This window comes from Geovibrio thiophilus, from assembly GCF_004087915.1.
Taxonomy (GTDB): Bacteria; Chrysiogenota; Deferribacteres; order Deferribacterales; family Geovibrionaceae; genus Geovibrio; species Geovibrio thiophilus.
The window spans coordinates 1,788,722-1,807,824 of record NZ_CP035108.1 but is presented as its reverse complement, the minus strand read 5'-3'; the positions used below and the strand labels follow the sequence as shown (position 1 = coordinate 1,807,824).

Below are 19,103 nucleotides of genomic sequence, written 5' to 3'. Positions count from 1 at the left end.
TTATGAGGAGCCCGCACCGCCGTCAAAACAGTGCGGGCTGAAAGAGAAGAATCTACAGAAAAACCTGTATCAGAAATATGAGGGCGGCAAAAGGAACTGCCCCTGCCGCGCCCGCAAAAACCTTTTTAGGTGTATACGCCAGCATAAGCACAAGCAGGCTGCCCGATACACTCATGCAGCCGAACCATGCACTGAGCCCGATGGATATTTTATACTGCTGAACGCACGGAACAGCGGAAACAATAAGCAGCACCCAGCCGAAAAACATGAAGGCAGGTCTGAGTTTAGGGTTAATTTCACTCCCTATGATCTGCGCGTGGTGTTTGTCCATGGAGAGAGCTATGAGGGTGAAGCCCGTGAATGTCAGGGCGAGGGTTATAAGTCCGGATAACATTATTTCACCTCTTTTTTGGAGACTGCGACAGCCGTCAGACCGAGCAGAACGCCTGTTGCCAGAGCCGTCAGATCAAATCCTGCCACTATCATATTTCCTGCGGAAAAGGCTTTTATCAGGTTCATGGGCGATGTAAAGGCGTTCAGCACTGGAAGAAGCGCATACAGTCCGGCGCAGAGCCAGAGCTGATCTACCCACGCCTTTTTCCTGTCACGTATCAGGGGATGCGCGAACGAGAGCGCCCACACGCTGAAAAAAGCCCAGAGCTCAAGGCTCATTCGGTTTTCAAGGGAAGCGGGAATAAGTCTGTTCGCCCAGAAGTAGGCGGCGGTGGCTGCTGCGAGTCCGGTTATTCCGCCTATGTTCAGCACCTCAACAAGCTTGCGTCCGAAGGATTTGTGAGCGGCTTTCGCCTTTTTCTGTGTCCAGATTATGAGCCCCGTGGCGGTCATTATCGTTCCCATCACCCCGGATAAGAAAAACAGCCACCTCATAAAGGTGTCCGCGAATCTGGCCACATGAAGAGTGCTGAAAGCATTGAATATTGAATAAGCGGCGGAAACGGGCTCTGCCGTCATCTCTCCGTAGAATCTGCCGTTGCGGAGGCTGTAGCTCACGCTCGCCTCGGCGCTGCGGCTTCTGTCTGTGTATGTTATTTTATCGCTCCTGAAAGGAACGAACTGTGCTGTCATGCTCCTTTGACCCGGGTTGCTGATATATATTCTGCCTATCTTTTCACCAAGCCTTTCCTCTGCGTCTTTAAGCAGCGGAACAAGGGAAACCGGCGGATAAGCTTCAAAATCGGCGGGTATGACCTCAACGGGCTGAGACATCATTTTGGCCCGCATTTCTTTATATTGCCGGAGAAACTCCTCAGTATTCCAAGGCAGGAGTATCATCATCAATAGAAGCAGACCGGAATAGGTGATCATAATATGATACGGCAGAGCCAGAATCGCTGTGAAAATATGGGCATCCATCCACGAACGCACTCCCTTGTTCTGACGGAAGGTGAAGAAGTCCTTAAAGATACGCTTATGAAGTATGATCCCTGTGATTATGGCTATGAACATAGCCATGGTGGCTATGCCTATTATCCAGCGCCCGTGGGTTTTATCTATGCCGTAAAGCTCAATATGAAAACGGTAGAGAAATTCGCCGCCGTGGGTTTTACGGGCATTTGTGTTTTCTCCGGTTGCTGCGTCAAGGAAGTTTTGAGTTATTTCAGGACGTATGCCGTATTTCGGATCGATTTTAACCACACGCCAAGACGCCTCAATAGTTTTTGTACGCTCGTTCGGCAGACTGATCAGCCATCCCGCCGCCTCATCTGGAGCGTTCTGTTTCAGGTAGTCCACTGCCTTGTCCACGGCAGCGGGATCAAATTTTACCGAACTGTGGGTCTCCGGCTGCATCCAGTGGGTTATCTCCTGACGGAAGTATGACAGAGTTCCGGTGAAAAATATCACAAACATAAGCCAGCCCAGTATAAGCCCGCTCCATGTGTGCAGCCAGCTCATTGACTGACGGAATTTTTCCTTCATGCAGCACCCCACAGAAAAAGCGCAAACCCGCAAACAGCGGACGGAATGCCCACGCCGAGCCATGCGGTGAGCGGCTTTTTAACAGAGAAAACCCAGATAAAAACGCAGGTGTAAATAAGAAAAAAAATCATATTCGCGGTCAGTGCCGCACTTTTGGCATCAAACGGCAGAAGGCGGGTAAAGAGAACCGTAAAAGCCGCGCAGCCCCAGTATCCTCCGAATACAGCCAGCACAGTGCGGGACGCTACATCCAGCCTGTAAACTGTTTTTGCGGAATAGTTGAACATTTATATCCCCCGATTCAAATGGTATTTTGCAGGTAATAAAAACCTATGGGGTATATTAACGAAATATTAGATAAGATCAATAAAATTTTATATAACTAAATAAGTGAGCAGTATATCATGCTTGCTGTTTGGTTCAGGATTGATTAAGTTCGTATAAAAGAGGGGAAAATGGCAAAATCCATCATGTTTCAGGGAACAGGTTCAGGTGTGGGCAAAAGTCTTCTGACTGCCGGCTTCTGCCGTCTGCTTAATAACATGGGTGTGAGTGTCGCCCCTTTTAAATCCCAGAATATGGCGCTCAATGCAGGCGTAACGACGGACGGTTTAGAGATGGGCAGGGCGCAGATTCTTCAGGCGGAGGCGGCGGGCATCACACCCGATGTGCGCATGAACCCCATTCTCCTTAAGCCGCAGGGTGAGGCTAAGTCCCAGCTTGTGCGCATGGGCATGGTGGCGGGCGTTTATTCCGCAAGGGAATACTACACTCTGTCATCCGAAAATTTTGATACCGCCTGCAAAGCCTATGACTCCCTCGCATCACAATACGAAGTAATCGTCATGGAAGGCGCTGGCAGCCCCGCCGAAATCAATCTCCATAAGACAGATATAGTCAATATGCGCATGGCGGAATATGCCAATGCCGATGTGCAGATAATCGGCGACATAGACAGAGGCGGAGTTTTCGCGTGGATGAAGGGAACCTACGATCTTCTGCCCGCTGACACGGCAAGGCTTGTCAAGGGCTTCATAATAAATAAGTTCAGAGGAGATAAAACCCTCCTTGAGCCCGGAATACGGATGTTCGGGGAGCTTATCCCTGTTCCTGTTACGGGCATTATGCCCCATATGCGTCTTTCCCTTGAGGAGGAGGATTCGCAGGATATACAGTCCGACACGGAAAAGGCAGAGATGAAGGTCGGCGTTGTCCGTCTGCCGTACATAAGCAATTTTTCCGACTTCGCTCCGCTGAAAGCCATGAAGTGCGTACAGCTCGTATATGCCTCCAAGCCTCACGAACTGTATGACTGTGATATTGTTATCATTCCGGGCAGTAAACACACAATTTACGATATGAAGTTTCTGCGGGAATCAGGTTTTGCAGAAGCTGTTAAGAAAGCGGTCGGGCGTATACCTGTAATCGGCATATGCGGCGGGTTCCAGATGCTTGGTGAAAAAATAACCGATCCTCTGGGAATCGAAGGAGAAAAGGGCGGAATAAACGGGCTGGGACTTCTTCCTGTGTCAACTGTGATAACTCAGCAAAAAGAGCTTATTCATAAAGAATATGCCGGACGAAACGCATGGAGCGGACTGACTCTCACCGGTTATGAAATGCACATGGGCAGAACGGAAACCGGAGATCTGGTAAGCCTTGCCGAAAACGGTGTCTGCACCGCAAAGGGAAAGGTGTTCGGAACATATCTCCACGGCTTCTTTGAACACAGTGAGAACATAAAGGCACTGAACTCTCTTCTCGGCACGGCTTTTGAAGAAACTGACTATGTAAACGAAAAAGAACGCCAGCTTGACCTGCTGGCTGAGACTATAAAGCATAACTGCGACATAGATCTGATATTGAAGGGGGTTTTATGAAACTGTCCTACTTCCCTTTATCTGTGAATATACGGGGTAAAAGGCTTGTTTTTATCGGCGGCGGCAAGGTGGCGGAGCGGAAGATCGCCTCCCTGATCCGTATGGAGCCCAAAATCAGAGTCATAGCACCGTCCGCAACTGAAGGAATAATGAATAATGAAGGGATTGAAACGATTCTCAGAGTCGCATCAGCGGAGGATATGCGCGGGGCGGATTTCCTTTTCATCTGCACTGATGACAAGGAGGTCAACCGTGAGCTGGCAATAGAGGCGAAGATCAAAAATATACCTGTGAATGTTGCGGATGATCCGGACATGAGCGATTTTCATATGCCCGCTGTTTATGCGGACATGGACACGGGTACTGTGGTTTCTGTATCAACGCAGGGTCAGGAGCCTTCATTCTCCAAAAAGCTGAGGGATAAAATAGCCGTATTTCTCGAAAAAGGTGAGTAAATGAACGGGTTTGTCATAGGGGCGGAAAAGAGCGGCTCGGGGAAAACCACCCTGACCACAGGAATAATCAGGGCTCTTGCGGATTCGGGCAGAAAAGTCGCGCCGTTTAAATGCGGTCCTGACTACATAGACACCCGCCATCTGACAAGAAGCGCAGGGCACACGGCTGAGAATCTTGATACAGTTATGCTGGATGACGCCGCTGTAAAACAGATCTTTGCCGAAGGGTGCAGAGGGCGGGATGTAGCTGTGGCGGAAGGGGTTATGGGCTTTTTCGACGGTGTGGATCACACAGACTTCAAAGGGAGCACTTATGATATTGCCTCAACTCTCGGTCTGCCCGCGGTGATTGTGCTGAACGCCGCCTCAAGCTCATACACCGCAGCCGCTTTCCTCAAAGGGATAGAGGCTCTCAGCACGGATGCGGAGATAGCGGGGGTTATTATAAACAACACCGCTTCCCTCAACCATGAAAAACTCATAACGGACGCAGTAAAGCACCATACAGGACTGACAGTTTTCGGCAGTGTTCCGAAGCAGGCGGAGCCGCTTGTCAAATCCAGACACTTGGGCATAGCCACAGCGCTTGAGACGGAAGAGGAGTATTACGCCAAATGCGCCGGGCTGGCAGCAGCCTGCATTGATATAAACTCCCTTGCCGCATTGAAGCTAACAAAACCGCTCACAAAGACAGCAGGCGCATGTCCTGTGGCGGATAAGCTCTGCGCGGTGGCGTTTGATCACGCTTTCAGCTTTTACTACGAGGCGAATTTCCGTGAGCTCAGAAGAAGAGGGTATGAGATACGCTTCTTTTCGCCGCTGAAAGGAGAAACCGTTGAAGACGCCGACCTTGTGTACATAGGCGGCGGCTATCCCGAGCTTTATGTCAGGGAACTTGCGGCACAGGGGACGATGCTTGACTGGCTGAGGGAGCATGCTCTCTCGGGCGGGCGGATGGTTGCCGAATGCGGCGGGATGATGCTTCTGACGGACGGAATAAACATAGAGGACGAGTTTCACCGCATGGCGGGTGTGTTTGATGCCGAATGCCGCATGACGGACAGGCGACAGGCTCTTGGCTATGTGCGGGTGACAGGCAGCGGGCATCTGAACGGACTTGTGGGGCATGAGTTTCACTATTCGATGCTGGAAAACGTGCGTGAGAAGTATCTGTTTACCCTTGAGAAAGTCACATCTAAGGCACGCTCAGAGGACGGCTTTCTGAAAAAAAACACTCTGGCGGGTTATGTGCACTTTCATTTCGCTTCCAATCCGTCAGTGCTGGATTTCATACTGAAATAAGGAGTTTTTATGGATAAGGGCTTGAGTATAGAGAAGGAAAGCTTTGAGATTATTGATTCCATAACGGACCTCTCCCGTTTTACCGAGGCGGAAAAGCTGATAGTCCGCAAGCTTATACACACCACAGGCGACCCTGAGTTTGCCGTACTTACCCGTATTCACCGCCTTGAGGCAGGCATCGAGGCTCTCAGGGACGGAGCGCCGATCATAACGGACGTGACTATGGTCACAGCCGGAATAACCAAAAGGTATCTGGGTGAAAGCGGCAATAAGGTGATGTGCTTCATCAGTGAGCCGGAGGTCATAGAAAGGTCAAAGGAGCTCAACCTCACCAGAGCGGAAACGGCAGTGGTTTACGCCGCGGAGAAATATCCCGAAGCGGTTTATGCCATAGGCAATGCGCCTACGGCACTTTTAAAGCTCATAGAACTCACTGAGGCGGGTAAGATGAACCCCGTGTTCGTGGCGGGGCTGCCTGTGGGTTTCGTGAAGGCTGCGGAGTCGAAGGAACTGCTTATGAAAACAGATATTCCCCATGTCTCAAATATAGGCGCAAAAGGCGGCAGTCCATGCGCCGCGACAGTGATTAACGGTCTGCTTCTTCTTCGGGCGGGTTTATAATCACGCAGTGTATTCTCAGGATAAGACAGGCGTTTAGCTTTTCCTTAAAGCCGCTCCCCTCGCCGCTGTTTTTTGATACTACACACCCTATGCCCAGCTCACGGAAGAGCGATGCGTTAAACTCAGTGGTGAAGGGACCCTGCATGGCTATTATCCTTGAGCGCTCAAACCCCGACTGCACACATTTTTCAATGGACTTTTCATAGGGGAGAATCCGCACCCAGCCGTTATGGGCGAATTCGGAAAAAAGGCGGATGTTGTTGCTGCCTGTGGTGAAAAGAATCCTCCTGAACCCAGCCTCTCTCAGAAAGCAGACTGCCTCCTCATAGTTTGAGAAGACATGCACAAGATCAGTCTCCTTTATCTCTTCGGTTTTTCTCACAAGATTCGTGTAGGGTATGCCGCATTTGCAGGCAACAGTCTTCGCCGTGGCGGTTATTTCCGCCGCGTGCGGGTGTGTGGTGTCTATGATTTCGGTCACATGCCTGTTTTTGATGAAGCACTCCATCGTTTCCTCACTGAAGCGGATCTTCATCACATTATCGGGGTATCTGAGTCGGAACTCACGTTCGCCGTAATCCGTGGCAAGGGTTATGATGAAATCCTTATCTTTAAGTCCTTCGACAACCTTGTGTGTGACGGATGTGCCGCCCAGTACCAGTATCATGTTTATTCTCCGTATTTATCCGTATAACCGCGCGGGGTGACCAGCTTTCCGTTTTTGATTATTGTTTTTTTACAGCCGATTATAAGCACCGTGCTCATGTCCAGATCCTCAGTGTTGAGCTCGGACAGTCTTCCCGCCCACATGGTTTCTCCATACCTGTGGGAATTGCGTACATATCCGCAGGCGAGATTCCCCCTTGAGGCGAAAACCCTGAGAGCGTGTTCAATCTGTTCAGTGCGTTTCCTGCTTCTCGGGTTGTATACGGCGCAGACAAAATCCCCTGCGTTTACCGCATCTATCCGTTTCTTTATAACCTCCCAAGGAGTGAGCAGGTCAGACATGGAGATGATCGCCAAGTCATCCGCCACGGGAGCGCCTAAACGTGCGGAGGCGGAAAGGGCGGCTGTTATGCCCGGTATTACTTCTATTATATCAGTATTTGCGGTCTTTTCATAAACCAGTGAGGCAAGGGAATACAGCGAAGCATCCCCGCCGCAGACAAGCGCAACGTTTCTGCCCGCCTGCGCAGCTTCCACAGCTTTTTCAACCCGTTCGGTTTCGCCGGTCATTCCGTTTGTGAAGACTTCCGCATCGGGTGATATATATTCATTAACCGCATCAACATACGGGGTGTATCCGCATATGAAATCGGCGTTTTTTATAGCCTCAAGGGCTGCCGGAGCGGTGTAGTCGGTTTTGCCGGGTCCGGTACCTGTCACAAAGAGTCTTCCTTCAGCCATTAAGACCCTCCTTGATGATTGCCACAGTCACCGAGCCCATGACAGTACGGGGCAATACTATAATCGGATTGACGGCAGCGAGTACAGCCGACGGCTCCGCCACACCGGGAATGCCGAAATGCTTCATGGGCGCCTCGTGCTCTGTGAAGCGGTACAGGCTGTTTTTATAGGCATGTTCAGGTATAAAACGAACATAGATATTCAGATCTTTCACAGCTTCCAGCAGCCCCGCTTCATCCTTTTTAACCCATGCCGACGCCGCAAGCCGCAGGTCTTTGACACTGATGCCCGCAAGGGCGCATGCTCCGTGTACCGCATGTATAATCTCAGCCTTTGAGGTGCCTTTGCGGCAGCCTATGCCGATTATGTGCGTTCTGTTCGCTTCCGTGGCGGTGGTTATCACCGGAACCGCTCCGGTTATGGAGGCCACAAGATGAGCCAGACTGTTTGCGCCGCCCTCATGCCCTGCTATGGAGCTTATGGCGAATCTGCCTACTTCGTCACAGGTGACAACAGCCGGATCAACATGCTTTGATTTCAGGTGGGGAGCAGTCATGCGGGTGACTATTCCCTGCGCCATGACAGCCACTATGCCTTTGTATGAGCCGTCCATCAGGCGGGCGAAGCATGCTTTAAGCGCTTTATAAGGCACAGCGCCGTGTTTTGCCGCTGATTCCTCGGGGAGAAAAAGGTCAAATCCTGCTTCAGCGCTGATGAATGCGGCAAGCTCCGCACCTTTTTCCGTTACGGCTATAACCGCTGTCTTACGGGCGTGTTCCATGCGAGAAATCCTTATCATAAAGTTTGGAGTGTGAGCCTTTGCCGCCCAGAGCGTGACCTATTATGATCAGAGCGTGCTTGTTGATGCCGCTCTCTTTTATTTTTTCATCAAGGTCGGTGAGCGTACCCCGCAGAATGCGCTCATCAGTCCAGCTTGCCCTGTAGACCGCGGCGGCGGGGGTGTCTGGATTCCAGCCTTTTTTAATAAAGGTGTCCGCAATGTCCGCGAACCTGTCCACAGAGAGGTAAAAGCAGAAGGTTCCGCCGTGGGACGCCAGACGCTCCACGCTCTCGTCCGCCGGAACGGGGGTTCTCCCCTCTATGCGGCTTATGACGACAGTCTGAGATATTTCAGGCAGTGTCAGCTCGTTCCGCAGAGCGGCGGCTGAGGCGAAAAGGGCGGTCACTCCGGGGATTATATCATATTCTATTCCCAGTGTGTCCAGCTCCTCCATCTGCTCATTCAGCGCGCTGTAGACTGACGGATCGCCGGTATGAAGGCGTGCCACGTTCCGCCCTTTTTCCACCGCCTTTTTTGTCACTTCTATAATCTCACTCAGATTCATGGAAGCGGAGTTATATATCTCTGCGGTTGAGGTGCAGTGGGTGAGAATTTCTTTTGATACCAGACTTCCGGCGTATATGACTGTTTCGCATTTCTTGATTGTGTTTATACCCTTGAGGGTTATCAACTCAGGGTCGCCGGGTCCCGCGCCTATGAAATAGACTTTTGCCATTTATTCACCTGTTTTCCTTATTCCAACCACGCATGAGAGGGCATCTTCGGGGATGGGTTCATTAAGCGTGACTCTGTGTATTCTCTCGCTGTCCAGACTGAGGTTTGCGGTAACCCAAAGTTCAAAATTCTTTATCAGACGGCTGTTTTCCTCAATAATTTTTCTTGGGTTGTTCACCTTGTCGCAGAGTATCAGAAACCTCTCCGCATTGACCGCTTTTTCGGCATCAAATCCGTTTCTGCCGTGGGCAGAGAGGAAGACAGCGTTTTCCCAAGGCTCTGCTATGGCGGCAAAGGCCGCCTGAACAACGCTTATGCCTTCAATAACCGTAACATTCTCCCTGCCGAACTCCTTCACCACTGATTTAGCGAGGCTGAAAAAGCCAGCATCTCCCGTGACCAGAACGCCTATGCGTTTGCCTCTGTTGTTTCTTATAAACTCATGAGTGCCGCTTATGAGAGGCTCCGGCACATGATAAGGGACGCTGACCCAGCCTCTGAACCTTTCGCCGCCCACTGCGAGGTCTATCAGGCTGAGCGCTTTTTTCGCCTTGCCTGTGAGCATGTCAGGGTGTCCGGTTCCGGTGGAGATTATGTATATGTCAGGCATTGTAAACTCCTATGAGGTCTCCCTTCATATTAAAAAGCAGCACATCAGTCTTGTGAAATCCGAAGTCCGCCCGCACACGCCCGCTTATCAGCTCCGCTATTCTGCCGAAGCCTTCGGGATGAGTAAGGCATATCTCCTCAACGGTGTTGAAGTCTCTGTGGAGACCAAGCGCCTCACCGACAAATCCCTGCGCCTGCGGGGAAACGCCTGAGTGGGTGTTGTAATGCCCCATGGCGAGTTTTGCCAGCTTTCCCGGATGTCCTGCTAACGTTATTTCACTGATGCCCTTTGAGCGCAGGTAGCTGAAAGCTTCGCCGAAATAATTGCTTACCATCACTGCCTCTGCGTCCGTGTGTATGGATTGCAGATGTTTTTCGCCTATTTTGCCCGCCACAAGTGCTATGTGCCTGTTTTCGGCGAGTTTCACGTCTATTTCGCATTTGAACGAATCCACCAGAGCGTCAACGCTCATGGGGTGCACAATCCCTGTCGTGCCGATTATGGATATGCCGCCGATTATCCCGATGCGCTCATTGAAGGTCAGTGCTGCGAGCCTCTCTCCATCGGGTACGGATATTGTTATTATGGCGCCGTTTGCTTTGCCTATGATCTCGCGCACATTCTGTTCTATCATCATGCGGGGAACAGGGTTTATTGCCGCCTCTCCCACGGGGATCTGCAAACCGGCCTTGGTTACTCTGCCTACGCCCCTGCCGCCGAGAATTTCGATTCTGCCGCCGCTGTTCACCTGTACGCTTGCGTGTATCTCAGCTTTGTGAGTCACATCGGGATCGTCGCCCGAATCCTTCACCGCAAAAGCACCTTCGGCTGAACAGGAAACGGGTATACACATACGGCTGCCGTCCGGCAGGACAACATCAGTGTGATCCGCCGCTGTACCGCTCATGATGTATACTGCGTGCGCCTTTGCCGCCGCCGCTGCCGCCGTGCCTGTGGTGAATCCCTTTCGCATTTTGAGATGGTGTTCCGAAATAAAATATGTGTCAAGGAGAATTATAGTTGACTAATAGGCTTCTGAGTCCGAAAATACCCGAATATACGAGGTGGAGACAGAAACAGGGAATTTGGTTAAAATCCAAAACAGTCCCGCTACTGTAACCGGAACGAACCCGCGTTTTAGCCACTGTCCGAAAAACGGATGGGAAGGTGCGGAATTAGGCGGCGCTTTAAAATGCCGTGCCGGAAGTCAGGATACCTGTTCTGTTTGAACTTTACGAGGATGAAGGCACCAAAATATGCCCCCCCGCAGGATTTCCCTGTCGCACCCGTATAAAATCAAAACTTTTTTTAAGGAGGAGTATGTGAAGCACATATTCGCAGTGTTCCTTGCCTTTCTCGCTTTTACGGGCGCAGTGCAGGCATCAGGAGGAGAAAAAGCAATGGATGAAAAAACGGCAATTGTCATCACGTCATTCGGCACAACCTATGAAACAACTCTGGAGCCGATACTCGCACTGGTGAGAGAAACGCAGGTTAAGTACCCCGAAACACCCGTGCGCCTTGCGTTTACATCAAACATAATCCGCAGGATATGGAATGAGAGGGCGGCAGACGCTCAATACCGCAGGGAGCACCCGCAGATTCCCGAAATGCTTTACGGTGTAAAAAACGTTCTCGGCGTTATGGCGGATCTCCAGAACCTTGGCTACAGAAATATAGTTGTTCAGCCTACGCTTATCACAGACGGTGAGGAGTACGCCGACATGACTGCTTATGTCAGTGCCCTTGCCTCCATAAAAACACTCAAACCGAAATTTCAGCCCTTTGCGGCGGTGGGCATAGGCAAACCCCTTACCGGAGCCTATTCCCACGGGGAATATCTGGAAGCTCTGGCAAAAGTTCTTGAGCCGGACATAAAACAGGCGAAGGACGCAAAAGCCGCCCTTGTTTACATGGGGCACGGAAACGAGCATATGTCGCAGGGCGCTTATTACGAACTTGAGATAATTCTCAACCGTAAGTACGGAGTGCCCGTTGCCATAGGTCTGGTGGAAGGGCTGCCCGATTTTGACACTGTGCTTGAGAAGCTCACTGCTAAAAAGGTTAAAAACGTCATCCTCAGACCGCTTATGTATGTTGCGGGCGACCATGCGGAAAACGACATGGCGGGGGATGAGGAAGATTCATGGAAGGTGATGCTCACCAAGGCGGGGTTCAATGTTACGCCCGTTCTTGAAGGGCTGGGGCATAAAGCCGCTGTCAGGGGGATTTTTATTAATCACCTTGAGGAAGCCGCAAAGGAAGCCGGAATAAAACTCAAATAATATGAATAAAATAACAGTCAGATCCCTTACCAAGCTCTTCGGCGGTCAGACCGCCGTGGACGGAATAAGCTTTGACGTGGAGGAGGGGAGCGTTCTTGCTCTCCTCGGTCCTAACGGCGCAGGCAAAACCACGACTATAAACATGCTGACGGGGCTGACTATTCCCGCCTCCGGTGAAATACGGTACGACGGTGAAGAGTTTGACCCGCAGAATAAGCGGATTAAGCGCACCATCGGCGTTGTTCCCCAGCATAATAATGTGGACAGGGATCTTACTGTGTATCAGAACCTGAAAACCCATGCTGTGCTTTTCGGCGTTGACAGAGCTGAGGAGAGAATCGCACAGGCTCTTGATTTTTCGGGGCTTTCCGCCCATGCCGGTAAAACTGCCGGAAACCTTTCCGGCGGAATGAAGCGCAGGCTGATAATCGCCCGTGCTCTTCTCCATGATCCGTTCGTCCTTTTTCTGGATGAACCGACTGTCGGGCTTGATGCCTCTGTCCGCAGAACCATGTGGGATTTCATCCGCAGCATCAATCAGGAAAAACAGTGTACAATCCTGCTTACAACTCATTACATCGAGGAAGCCGAACTGCTCTCTGACCGTGTGATGATTATGGACAAGGCAAGAATTGTAGCAGAAGGCACGGCGGCGGAGCTTAAGGCAAGGGTCGGCAAATGGGCGCTTGACATATACAGAAACGGCAGAACGGAAACAGAGTTCTTTGAAACCCGTGAGGCAGGGCTTAAAAGGCTTGCCTCACTGACGGAAACAGCGAGCATAAGGGAAACGAACCTTGAGGATGTCTACCTCACCATTACCGGAAGGAGGATAGACGCATGAACGGTGTAAAAGGTGTTTTATATCGTGAAACCCGGGTTCTGCGCAGCAGGTTCTGGAAGGTGCTTGCATCATCCGCCGTGTCGCCTTTTCTGTTTCTTCTTGCCTTCGGGTACGGAATAGGGCGGTTCGCCTCAGTTGACGGTGTGGATTACCTGACGTTTCTCATACCCGGACTTGTTGCCATGAGCAGCCTGAATCAGAGTTACGGCATTTCCGGTGAGATAAATATTTCCCGGTTCTATTTTAAAGTTTTTGACGAATACCTTCTCGCTCCCGTGAGCAGGTGGGAGATCGTGGCGGGTGAGATGCTCTACGGAGTTATCAAAGGGCTTATTCCCGCTGCTGTCATCCTTGTTTATGCGCTCATAGCCGGAGCGGGCTTGAAAATAAGCCTTCTGTTTGTTCCCGTGCTGTTTGTTCACCTTATCGTTTTTTCGCTTCTGGGGATAATTGTTGCCCTCGTGGTGAAAAACCACGGCGACCAGATGGCTGTGAACACTTTTGTTATAACGCCGATGATATTTCTCTCAGGCACGTTTTATCCTGTGGATAAAATGCCGCTGACAGCAAAAATCATAGCGCATATCTCGCCCCTGACCTATTCCACGCAGCTGATACGATGTTCCCTGATAGGAACCGGATGTGATCTGCTGCTGAATCTTGGGGTTATGCTTGGTGCCGCCGCTGTGCTGTTTGTCATAGCGGGGCGGATTCTGAAAGGGGTTGAGAGTTGAAAGCCCTCTGGCTCTGCATACTCTTATGCGTATGCGCAGGGGCAGTTTTTGTGGGCTCCACGGATATAACTCACTTCCGCTCCGATGAGGTGCAGAGGCATATTCTGCTGAACATGCGCATGCCGAGGGTTGTCTTTGCGGCGATTACGGGCGCTATGCTGGGCTTAAGCGGCTCGATATACCAGCTTGTGCTGCGTAATCCTCTTGCGGACAGCTTCACAACCGGAGCAGCCTCTTCCGCCGCTTTGGGCGCTGTTGCAGCCATCGCTCTTGGGCTTCCGGCTCATCTTGCTTCCCCTGTGGCTCTCTTTACCGGGCTGGGCGGACTGATGCTGGTTTACGGCGTTTCATACCGCAGGAGCGGCATAAGTCCCGTCACGATGATTCTGGCGGGAGTGGTGCTGAACATAGTTGCCTCATCGGTGATCGGATTCGTTAAATTCTTTTTTGAGGAGTCCTTAACGTCCATAGTTTTCTGGCTGATGGGCGGCTTTTATATGATTACATGGACAAAAACCGCTTTCGCTGCGGCTGTCTTCTGTTTGTGCGCGGGCTATTTCCTCTTAAGGGCAAAACCCCTGAACATACTCGCCCTTGACGAGATGTCTGCCGAGACCTCCGGCGTGAATGTGCGGAGTGAGCGAATGAGGGCGTTCGTGTTCTCTACGGCGCTTGTGGCTGTTTCTGTGAGCTTCACGGGGCTTATCGGCTTCGTGGGTCTGATTGTTCCGCACATAGCCCGAAGCTTTTACGGCAGCGACGTGAGGCAGGGGATATTTTACTCTTCCGTCTTCGGCGCACTGCTTATGATAACCGCGGACGCAGTGGCGAGAAGTGTCATTCCGAACGGCGCTGAGCTTCCGGTTGGGATAGTGACCGCTGTTCTGGGCGGAGTGTTTTTTCTATATATACTTCGCGGCAGGCAGGCGGAGATGTGGCATGATTGAACTTCGGAATCTCACGTTCAAGAGAGGCGGATTCTCCATTGATGTGCCGGATCTCACCGTTGAGGAAGGCGAAAAAATAGCCCTCATAGGCGAAAACGGTTCGGGCAAAAGCACGCTTCTGCATATTCTCACAGGGCTGATCGCCTGTGACGGCGTGCATTTCAGCGGAAGAAGGCTGAACGGAATAAGCCGCAGGGAGCGGGCAGGTATGATAGCTTTCATGCCGCAGCTTCCGTCCGTGGTGTTTCCGTTTACAGTGTTTGAGGTTGTGCGTCTGGGTGCTTATGCCGCAGGGTATATGAAGGATGCGGACTCGCTTACGGAAGAGGCACTGACGGATACAGCCCTGACAGAACTGCGTGACAGAGCCTTCTCGGAGCTTTCCGGCGGTGAAAAAAGGCGGGTGATGATAGCACGTGCCCTTAATCAGCGGACGGGTGCTCTCATTCTGGATGAACCCGTTTCGATGCTTGATGTCAGGCATTCGCTGGAGATTCTTAAGCTGCTCACGGGTTCCGGCAGAACACTTATCGCCTCTATGCACGAGGTGAATCTGTCGGTGAATTATTTTGACAGGATATGGATGATGAATAAAGGAAAACTGATATATGACGTTCCCGCCCGGGACGCAGAGGCGGCTATGCTGTCGGAGGTGTTTAATGTTCAGGCTGTTTCTCACACTGATCATTTTACTTTCCGCATTTAACGCACTCGCCGCCGAAAGGGTGGTTATACTCGCTCCTGCCGCAGCGGACGTCTTTTACAAGCTGGGCGCCGGTGACAGGGTTGCGGGGGTTACGAAGAATGTTACAGAGTTTCCGGACGCTGTGAAGGTCGGCACGCATATCCGCCCCAATGCTGAGATAATACGCTCTCTCAGACCCGATCTGATAATCACAGGCTCCGCTGATGAGTATTATGCGGACGCTGTGAAGGCTATTACGGGCGCGGCTGTGTATAAGTATGATCCTCTGAATCTGGAAGAGATTCTCACAGCGGTGATGGAAATCGGGAAAATAACCGGACACGAGAGACAGGCGGAAGCGCTGGCGGCAGAGCTCAGAGCGAAGCTCGCCTCTGTGAAGCCGCTTAAGGAAAAGCCCGGGGTAATTTACGAAATCAGCCAGCTTCCTTATATAGTTGCGGGCAGAGGAAATATAGCCGCTTCTGTGGTGAGTGCCGCCGGGGGTGAGATTCTGACGGATTCTGACGGAAAGCTTGTGAAGCTCTCCGTTGAAAAAGCCGTTGCTTTGCAGCCTGATGTATACATATGGCAGACGGGACCGATGAACCGCAATCCTGTGGAACCGGAAAAAAGACCGGAGTTTGCGAAAATGAAAACGAAATGGATACATGCGGATGAAAGAAAATACTCAAGAGCCAATACAGGCTCGTTTGACGCTGTTCTTGAGCTTAATTCCGCATTGAGGAAATTATATGAGTAAAAAGCTTATAATTGTCGGCGCGGGACTCAACAGAGGCTCAATGACGCTGGCGGGCGCTGACGCGCTTAAAACTGCCGATGTGGTGCTTTATGACAGACTGATAGACAAGGCAGTCCTTGAATATGCCGCTTGTCCGTGCATCGACGTGGGTAAGCATCCCTATGACAAAAACTGTGTCCTGCAAAGAGATATAAACGGGATAATAGCAGAACACCTTGCGGAAAATAAGATTGTCGTCCGTCTCAAAGGGGGGGACAGTTCCGTATTCGCGCGCACTGCGGAAGAGGTTGAAACGGCAAGAGCGGCGGGTGCCGATGTTGAGGTCATAGCCGGAGTTACCTCCGCCTCTGCGCTTTCCGCCAAGCTGAGAAGCGCGCTCACTGACCGCCGTAATATTCCCGGCGTGGTGTTCATCACCGGACACACCAAAGAGGGCACCCTTGACAATGCCTACAACTGGGAGGCGCTGGCAGGGCTGGGATTCACCATAGTTGTCTACATGGGAGTAAAAAACCTCGGAGATATAGCGGGCAGGCTCATGGAACACGGCATGGAGCCTTCCGTGCCCGTGCTCATAGGCGAAAGCATCGAAACGGCGGAAGAACGCATCATGTTTACCGTTCTGGGCGAGGCGGGCAGGTTTGTGGACGAAAACGCCGTTAAGCATCCGGCGACAATAATCATAGGGGAGATTGTGAATCATGCCGGATAAAAAATCCTGCGTTCAGGTATATACCGGAAACGGAAAAGGGAAGACCACAGCGGCAATCGGGATCAGCATCCGTTGCGCCGGAGCGGGGTTCAGTGTGTATTTCGGACAGTTTCTCAAGGACGGGAACTACTCGGAATCAGAATCCCTTAAACTGTTCGGAGATAGTATAAAGCATGAAACCTTCGGTCACGGCGGCTTTATCAGGGGCGAACCGTCCGATGAAGACAGACGCACGGCACGGAACGGCTTTGAGAAAATCAGAGAGGCTGCTCTCTCCGGCAGATACAGGCTTGTCGTGGCGGATGAAATCAACGTGGCAGTCAGTAAGGGGCTTGTGAGTGCTGATGAGGTTCTTGAGCTTATGAGAACACTGCCCGAAAGTGTGGAGCTTGTTCTCACGGGCAGATACGCCTCAGAGGAGATTATCGCCGCCGCAGATCTTGTCACAGAGATGTGTGAGATAAAGCATTACTATTCTCATGGAATCCCCGCCCGCAAGGGTATAGAAAAGTAACAAGGGCAGGTGTCCGCCTGCCTTACTATCCTATTCTTTTTTCTTTACAAATCTTACATATCTAAAAAAGTTTCAGTATATCAAAAATATAGACACTATATTAGATATTTCTAATTATGTTAAAGATCTTGACAATTGTTAGTGGCATTGGTAATAAGTGCTGAGACAGACGCAGCGGAGGTTCGTATGATTGAGGAATATTTCAGCAAAGGCGGAGTAATGATGTACCCGCTGCTGTTTTTTTCAATTGTGCTTACAGCAGTTTTCATTGAAAGACTGATATTCTTTATCCTTAACAGGGGTTCTAAGAGAACACTGGAAAATTCGGAGCGTGCTTTCTTTAAAGGTGATTTCAAAACCGCTCTCGCAGAGCTGAAAAACTCCAGAGGCGCTATGGAGAAGGTCGCTGCCGAAATAATAAACCATATAAACTGCTCAAAGCATGATCTTGAGCATATAGCGGAGAACAGAGCTATCTCAGAGCTTCAGAAGTTTTCCCGCAGCCTGCACCTGATGGATCTCATAGGCAGGGTTTCCCCCATGATAGGTCTCTCCGGCACAGTTCTCGGAATGGTAAAAGCGTTTCAGTCAATCTCCGCGCAGAAGGGTGCGGTTGACCCTTCCATTCTGGCGGGCGGTATATGGGAATCGCTCCTTACCACTGTATTCGGGCTGATGGTGGGCATACCGGCGCTGATAATTTTCCATATCTTTGAAAACGAGCTCAGCAAAAAAGCGCTGATGATAAAACTCAAAAGCGAAGAGATGATCCGCCGCGCGGGAGCCTGCGGTGATTAACCTCAGCATGTTCACCCGCAAAAGCAGGTCAGTGGATATGACACCTATGATAGATATGGTGTTCCTTCTTCTGATCTTCTTCCTTCTCACATCCGTATTTGCCGTTCCCTCCATCAACTCCGACCTGCCCGCAAGCAGCACTGAACAGAAGACAGACAAGCTTGACAGCGTGGTAACTCTTAAGGCGGACGGACGGATACTCGTGGGTGAGGCGGAGATATTGCCGCAGGAGCTTGAAAACCGTCTTAAAAGCATAGTCGCGGAAAGCGGCGGCAAGGTGATTACCCTCGCCGCAGACAGGGAAGTTAACTTTGAGTCCATAGTGACGGTCATGGACAGTGCTGTAAGAGTGGGCGCTGTGTCTGTTGAGTTTCTCACGGAGAGCAAAGATGAATAATAACAGAGGGCGTATTTTTGCGGGGAGCCTGATTTTCTCCATCCTGCTGCACGGCGCTGTTCTCTTTTTTTTAAAGGTTGAGAAAGCTCCTGCCGGACAGAGCGAGCCGGAAAAAATAACCGTTTCGCTTCGCCGGTTTGAGCAGGTTCAAAAGCCTGAACCGGTGATTGAAAAGGTTCAGAAGCCTGAACCAGTGGTGAAAAAGGAACAGCCGAAGAGCGTGAGAAAGCCTCTGCCCGTCAGGGAAAAACCCTCGGCAGTGAAGACTGTTGAGGAGCCGGTCACAGAGGAAAAAGCTGAGACTGCGCAAACCGCTCCCGCTGAAGCTGTGACCCTGATCGCGGCGGTAAGTGTGCCTAAACCCGCTGCGGAAAAGCCCGCTATGCCTCCTCAGCCGGAGTTTGACTTTGACGGTTTCAAGGCAAGACTCACGGACGGCATCGGGCGCAACAAAAAATACCCTTATGCCGCAAGGCGCAGAGGGTATGAGGGAACAGTTCTTCTGAAGCTTAATATAGACTGTGAAGGCAGGCTTCAGGGGCTGAAAATGGTTGAATCAAGCGGATTTGACGTTCTGGATTCCGAAGCGCTTTCCCTTGCCTCGTCAGTGTTCCCCATCAGGGAGAAACTGCCGGAGCCTGTGACCCTGCTGATACCCATAAGCTACAGTCTTCACAACTGAAATAAGGATAAAAGGG

Annotated in this window: 24 protein-coding genes and 1 riboswitch; of the genes, 15 read left to right on the top strand and 9 right to left on the bottom strand. The window is 51.1% G+C overall.

The genetic code is table 11. The features are described 5' to 3' along the window. Positions 1–52 precede the first annotated feature (52 nt). Genes EP073_RS08565 through EP073_RS08555 form a run of 3 tightly spaced genes read right to left on the bottom strand, consistent with a single transcriptional unit; the run spans position 53 to position 2,225 of the window. Positions 53–394, bottom strand: coding sequence for a DUF3325 domain-containing protein (locus EP073_RS08565; protein WP_128466736.1), 342 nt, complete (start codon positions 392–394; stop codon positions 53–55). Further along, positions 394–1,938, bottom strand: coding sequence for a PepSY-associated TM helix domain-containing protein (locus EP073_RS08560; protein ID WP_164885318.1), 1,545 nt, complete (start codon positions 1,936–1,938; stop codon positions 394–396). The genes EP073_RS08565 and EP073_RS08560 overlap by 1 nt, the downstream gene beginning before the upstream one ends. Next, the gene (locus EP073_RS08555; protein WP_128466734.1) at positions 1,935–2,225 is read right to left on the bottom strand and encodes an iron transporter; all 291 of its coding nucleotides are present in this window, start codon (positions 2,223–2,225) and stop codon (positions 1,935–1,937) included. Before EP073_RS08555 ends, EP073_RS08560 begins: the two co-directional genes overlap by 4 nt. Before the next feature lie 168 nt (positions 2,226–2,393). On the opposite strand from EP073_RS08555, the gene EP073_RS08550 reads away from it, so the two are divergent. Genes EP073_RS08550 through EP073_RS08535 form a run of 4 tightly spaced genes read left to right on the top strand, consistent with a single transcriptional unit; the run spans position 2,394 to position 6,196 of the window. Then, entirely contained in the window at positions 2,394–3,818 is a 1,425-nt protein-coding gene (locus EP073_RS08550) for a cobyric acid synthase (protein WP_128466733.1), read from the top strand. Then, complete coding sequence (locus EP073_RS08545; RefSeq protein ID WP_128466732.1) at positions 3,815–4,273, top strand: precorrin-2 dehydrogenase/sirohydrochlorin ferrochelatase family protein; 459 nt, start codon at positions 3,815–3,817, stop codon at positions 4,271–4,273. The genes EP073_RS08550 and EP073_RS08545 overlap by 4 nt, the downstream gene beginning before the upstream one ends. Then, the gene (locus EP073_RS08540) at positions 4,274–5,575 is read left to right on the top strand and encodes a cobyrinic acid a,c-diamide synthase CobB (protein WP_128466731.1); all 1,302 of its coding nucleotides are present in this window, start codon (positions 4,274–4,276) and stop codon (positions 5,573–5,575) included. Positions 5,576–5,584: 9 nt separating this feature from the next. Further along, on the top strand, positions 5,585–6,196 hold the full coding sequence (locus EP073_RS08535) for a precorrin-8X methylmutase (RefSeq protein ID WP_128466730.1): 612 nt from the start codon (positions 5,585–5,587) through the stop codon (positions 6,194–6,196). Here the strand turns inward: EP073_RS08535 and cobK are convergent. From cobK to cbiD, 6 genes are read right to left on the bottom strand one after another with little or no spacing between them, the layout of a single operon-like run. After that, positions 6,162–6,863, bottom strand: a complete 702-nt coding sequence (cobK, locus tag EP073_RS08530) for a precorrin-6A reductase (protein WP_128466729.1) — start codon at positions 6,861–6,863, stop codon at positions 6,162–6,164. The genes EP073_RS08535 and cobK overlap by 35 nt on opposite strands. 2 nt (positions 6,864–6,865) lie before the next feature. Then, positions 6,866–7,603: a precorrin-3B C(17)-methyltransferase gene (cobJ, locus tag EP073_RS08525; RefSeq protein WP_128466728.1), complete on the bottom strand. Its 738-nt coding sequence runs from the start codon at positions 7,601–7,603 to the stop codon at positions 6,866–6,868. Further along, on the bottom strand, positions 7,596–8,384 hold the full coding sequence (locus EP073_RS08520) for a cobalamin biosynthesis protein (protein WP_128466727.1): 789 nt from the start codon (positions 8,382–8,384) through the stop codon (positions 7,596–7,598). The genes cobJ and EP073_RS08520 overlap by 8 nt, the downstream gene beginning before the upstream one ends. Beyond that, complete coding sequence (cobM, locus tag EP073_RS08515; RefSeq protein WP_128466726.1) at positions 8,368–9,120, bottom strand: precorrin-4 C(11)-methyltransferase; 753 nt, start codon at positions 9,118–9,120, stop codon at positions 8,368–8,370. Before cobM ends, EP073_RS08520 begins: the two co-directional genes overlap by 17 nt. After that, the gene (cbiE, locus tag EP073_RS08510) at positions 9,121–9,729 is read right to left on the bottom strand and encodes a precorrin-6y C5,15-methyltransferase (decarboxylating) subunit CbiE (protein ID WP_128466725.1); all 609 of its coding nucleotides are present in this window, start codon (positions 9,727–9,729) and stop codon (positions 9,121–9,123) included. Then, complete coding sequence (gene cbiD / locus EP073_RS08505) at positions 9,722–10,702, bottom strand: cobalt-precorrin-5B (C(1))-methyltransferase CbiD (protein ID WP_128466724.1); 981 nt, start codon at positions 10,700–10,702, stop codon at positions 9,722–9,724. Before cbiD ends, cbiE begins: the two co-directional genes overlap by 8 nt. Before the next feature lie 72 nt (positions 10,703–10,774). Continuing rightward, positions 10,775–10,967, top strand: a riboswitch (cobalamin riboswitch). 84 nt (positions 10,968–11,051) lie between these two features. Here cbiD and EP073_RS08500 point away from each other — a divergent pair. From EP073_RS08500 to EP073_RS08450, 11 genes are all read left to right on the top strand, one after another. Further along, entirely contained in the window at positions 11,052–12,014 is a 963-nt protein-coding gene (locus EP073_RS08500; RefSeq protein ID WP_241653984.1) for a sirohydrochlorin cobaltochelatase, read from the top strand. Position 12,015: 1 nt separating this feature from the next. Beyond that, positions 12,016–12,858, top strand: coding sequence for an ABC transporter ATP-binding protein (locus EP073_RS08495; protein WP_128466723.1), 843 nt, complete (start codon positions 12,016–12,018; stop codon positions 12,856–12,858). After that, entirely contained in the window at positions 12,855–13,592 is a 738-nt protein-coding gene (locus EP073_RS08490; RefSeq protein WP_128466722.1) for an ABC transporter permease, read from the top strand. Before EP073_RS08495 ends, EP073_RS08490 begins: the two co-directional genes overlap by 4 nt. Next, positions 13,589–14,539, top strand: a complete 951-nt coding sequence (locus tag EP073_RS08485; protein WP_128466721.1) for a FecCD family ABC transporter permease — start codon at positions 13,589–13,591, stop codon at positions 14,537–14,539. The genes EP073_RS08490 and EP073_RS08485 overlap by 4 nt, the downstream gene beginning before the upstream one ends. Next, entirely contained in the window at positions 14,532–15,245 is a 714-nt protein-coding gene (locus EP073_RS08480; protein ID WP_128466720.1) for an ABC transporter ATP-binding protein, read from the top strand. Before EP073_RS08485 ends, EP073_RS08480 begins: the two co-directional genes overlap by 8 nt. Then, positions 15,199–15,984, top strand: coding sequence for an ABC transporter substrate-binding protein (locus tag EP073_RS08475; protein ID WP_164885317.1), 786 nt, complete (start codon positions 15,199–15,201; stop codon positions 15,982–15,984). Before EP073_RS08480 ends, EP073_RS08475 begins: the two co-directional genes overlap by 47 nt. Beyond that, a complete protein-coding gene (gene cobA / locus EP073_RS08470) occupies positions 15,977–16,696 on the top strand; it encodes a uroporphyrinogen-III C-methyltransferase (RefSeq protein WP_128466718.1) in 720 nt (239 codons plus the stop codon). Before EP073_RS08475 ends, cobA begins: the two co-directional genes overlap by 8 nt. Then, a complete protein-coding gene (locus EP073_RS08465) occupies positions 16,686–17,210 on the top strand; it encodes a cob(I)yrinic acid a,c-diamide adenosyltransferase (protein ID WP_128466717.1) in 525 nt (174 codons plus the stop codon). The genes cobA and EP073_RS08465 overlap by 11 nt, the downstream gene beginning before the upstream one ends. A gap of 186 nt (positions 17,211–17,396) precedes the next feature. Continuing rightward, a complete protein-coding gene (locus EP073_RS08460) occupies positions 17,397–18,008 on the top strand; it encodes a MotA/TolQ/ExbB proton channel family protein (protein ID WP_128466716.1) in 612 nt (203 codons plus the stop codon). After that, on the top strand, positions 18,001–18,405 hold the full coding sequence (locus tag EP073_RS08455) for an ExbD/TolR family protein (protein WP_128466715.1): 405 nt from the start codon (positions 18,001–18,003) through the stop codon (positions 18,403–18,405). The genes EP073_RS08460 and EP073_RS08455 overlap by 8 nt, the downstream gene beginning before the upstream one ends. Further along, positions 18,398–19,087 (top strand): energy transducer TonB, encoded by a 690-nt coding sequence (locus EP073_RS08450; protein WP_128466714.1) that lies wholly within the window; start codon positions 18,398–18,400, stop codon positions 19,085–19,087. The genes EP073_RS08455 and EP073_RS08450 overlap by 8 nt, the downstream gene beginning before the upstream one ends. The last annotated feature ends 16 nt before the right edge of the window (positions 19,088–19,103 follow it).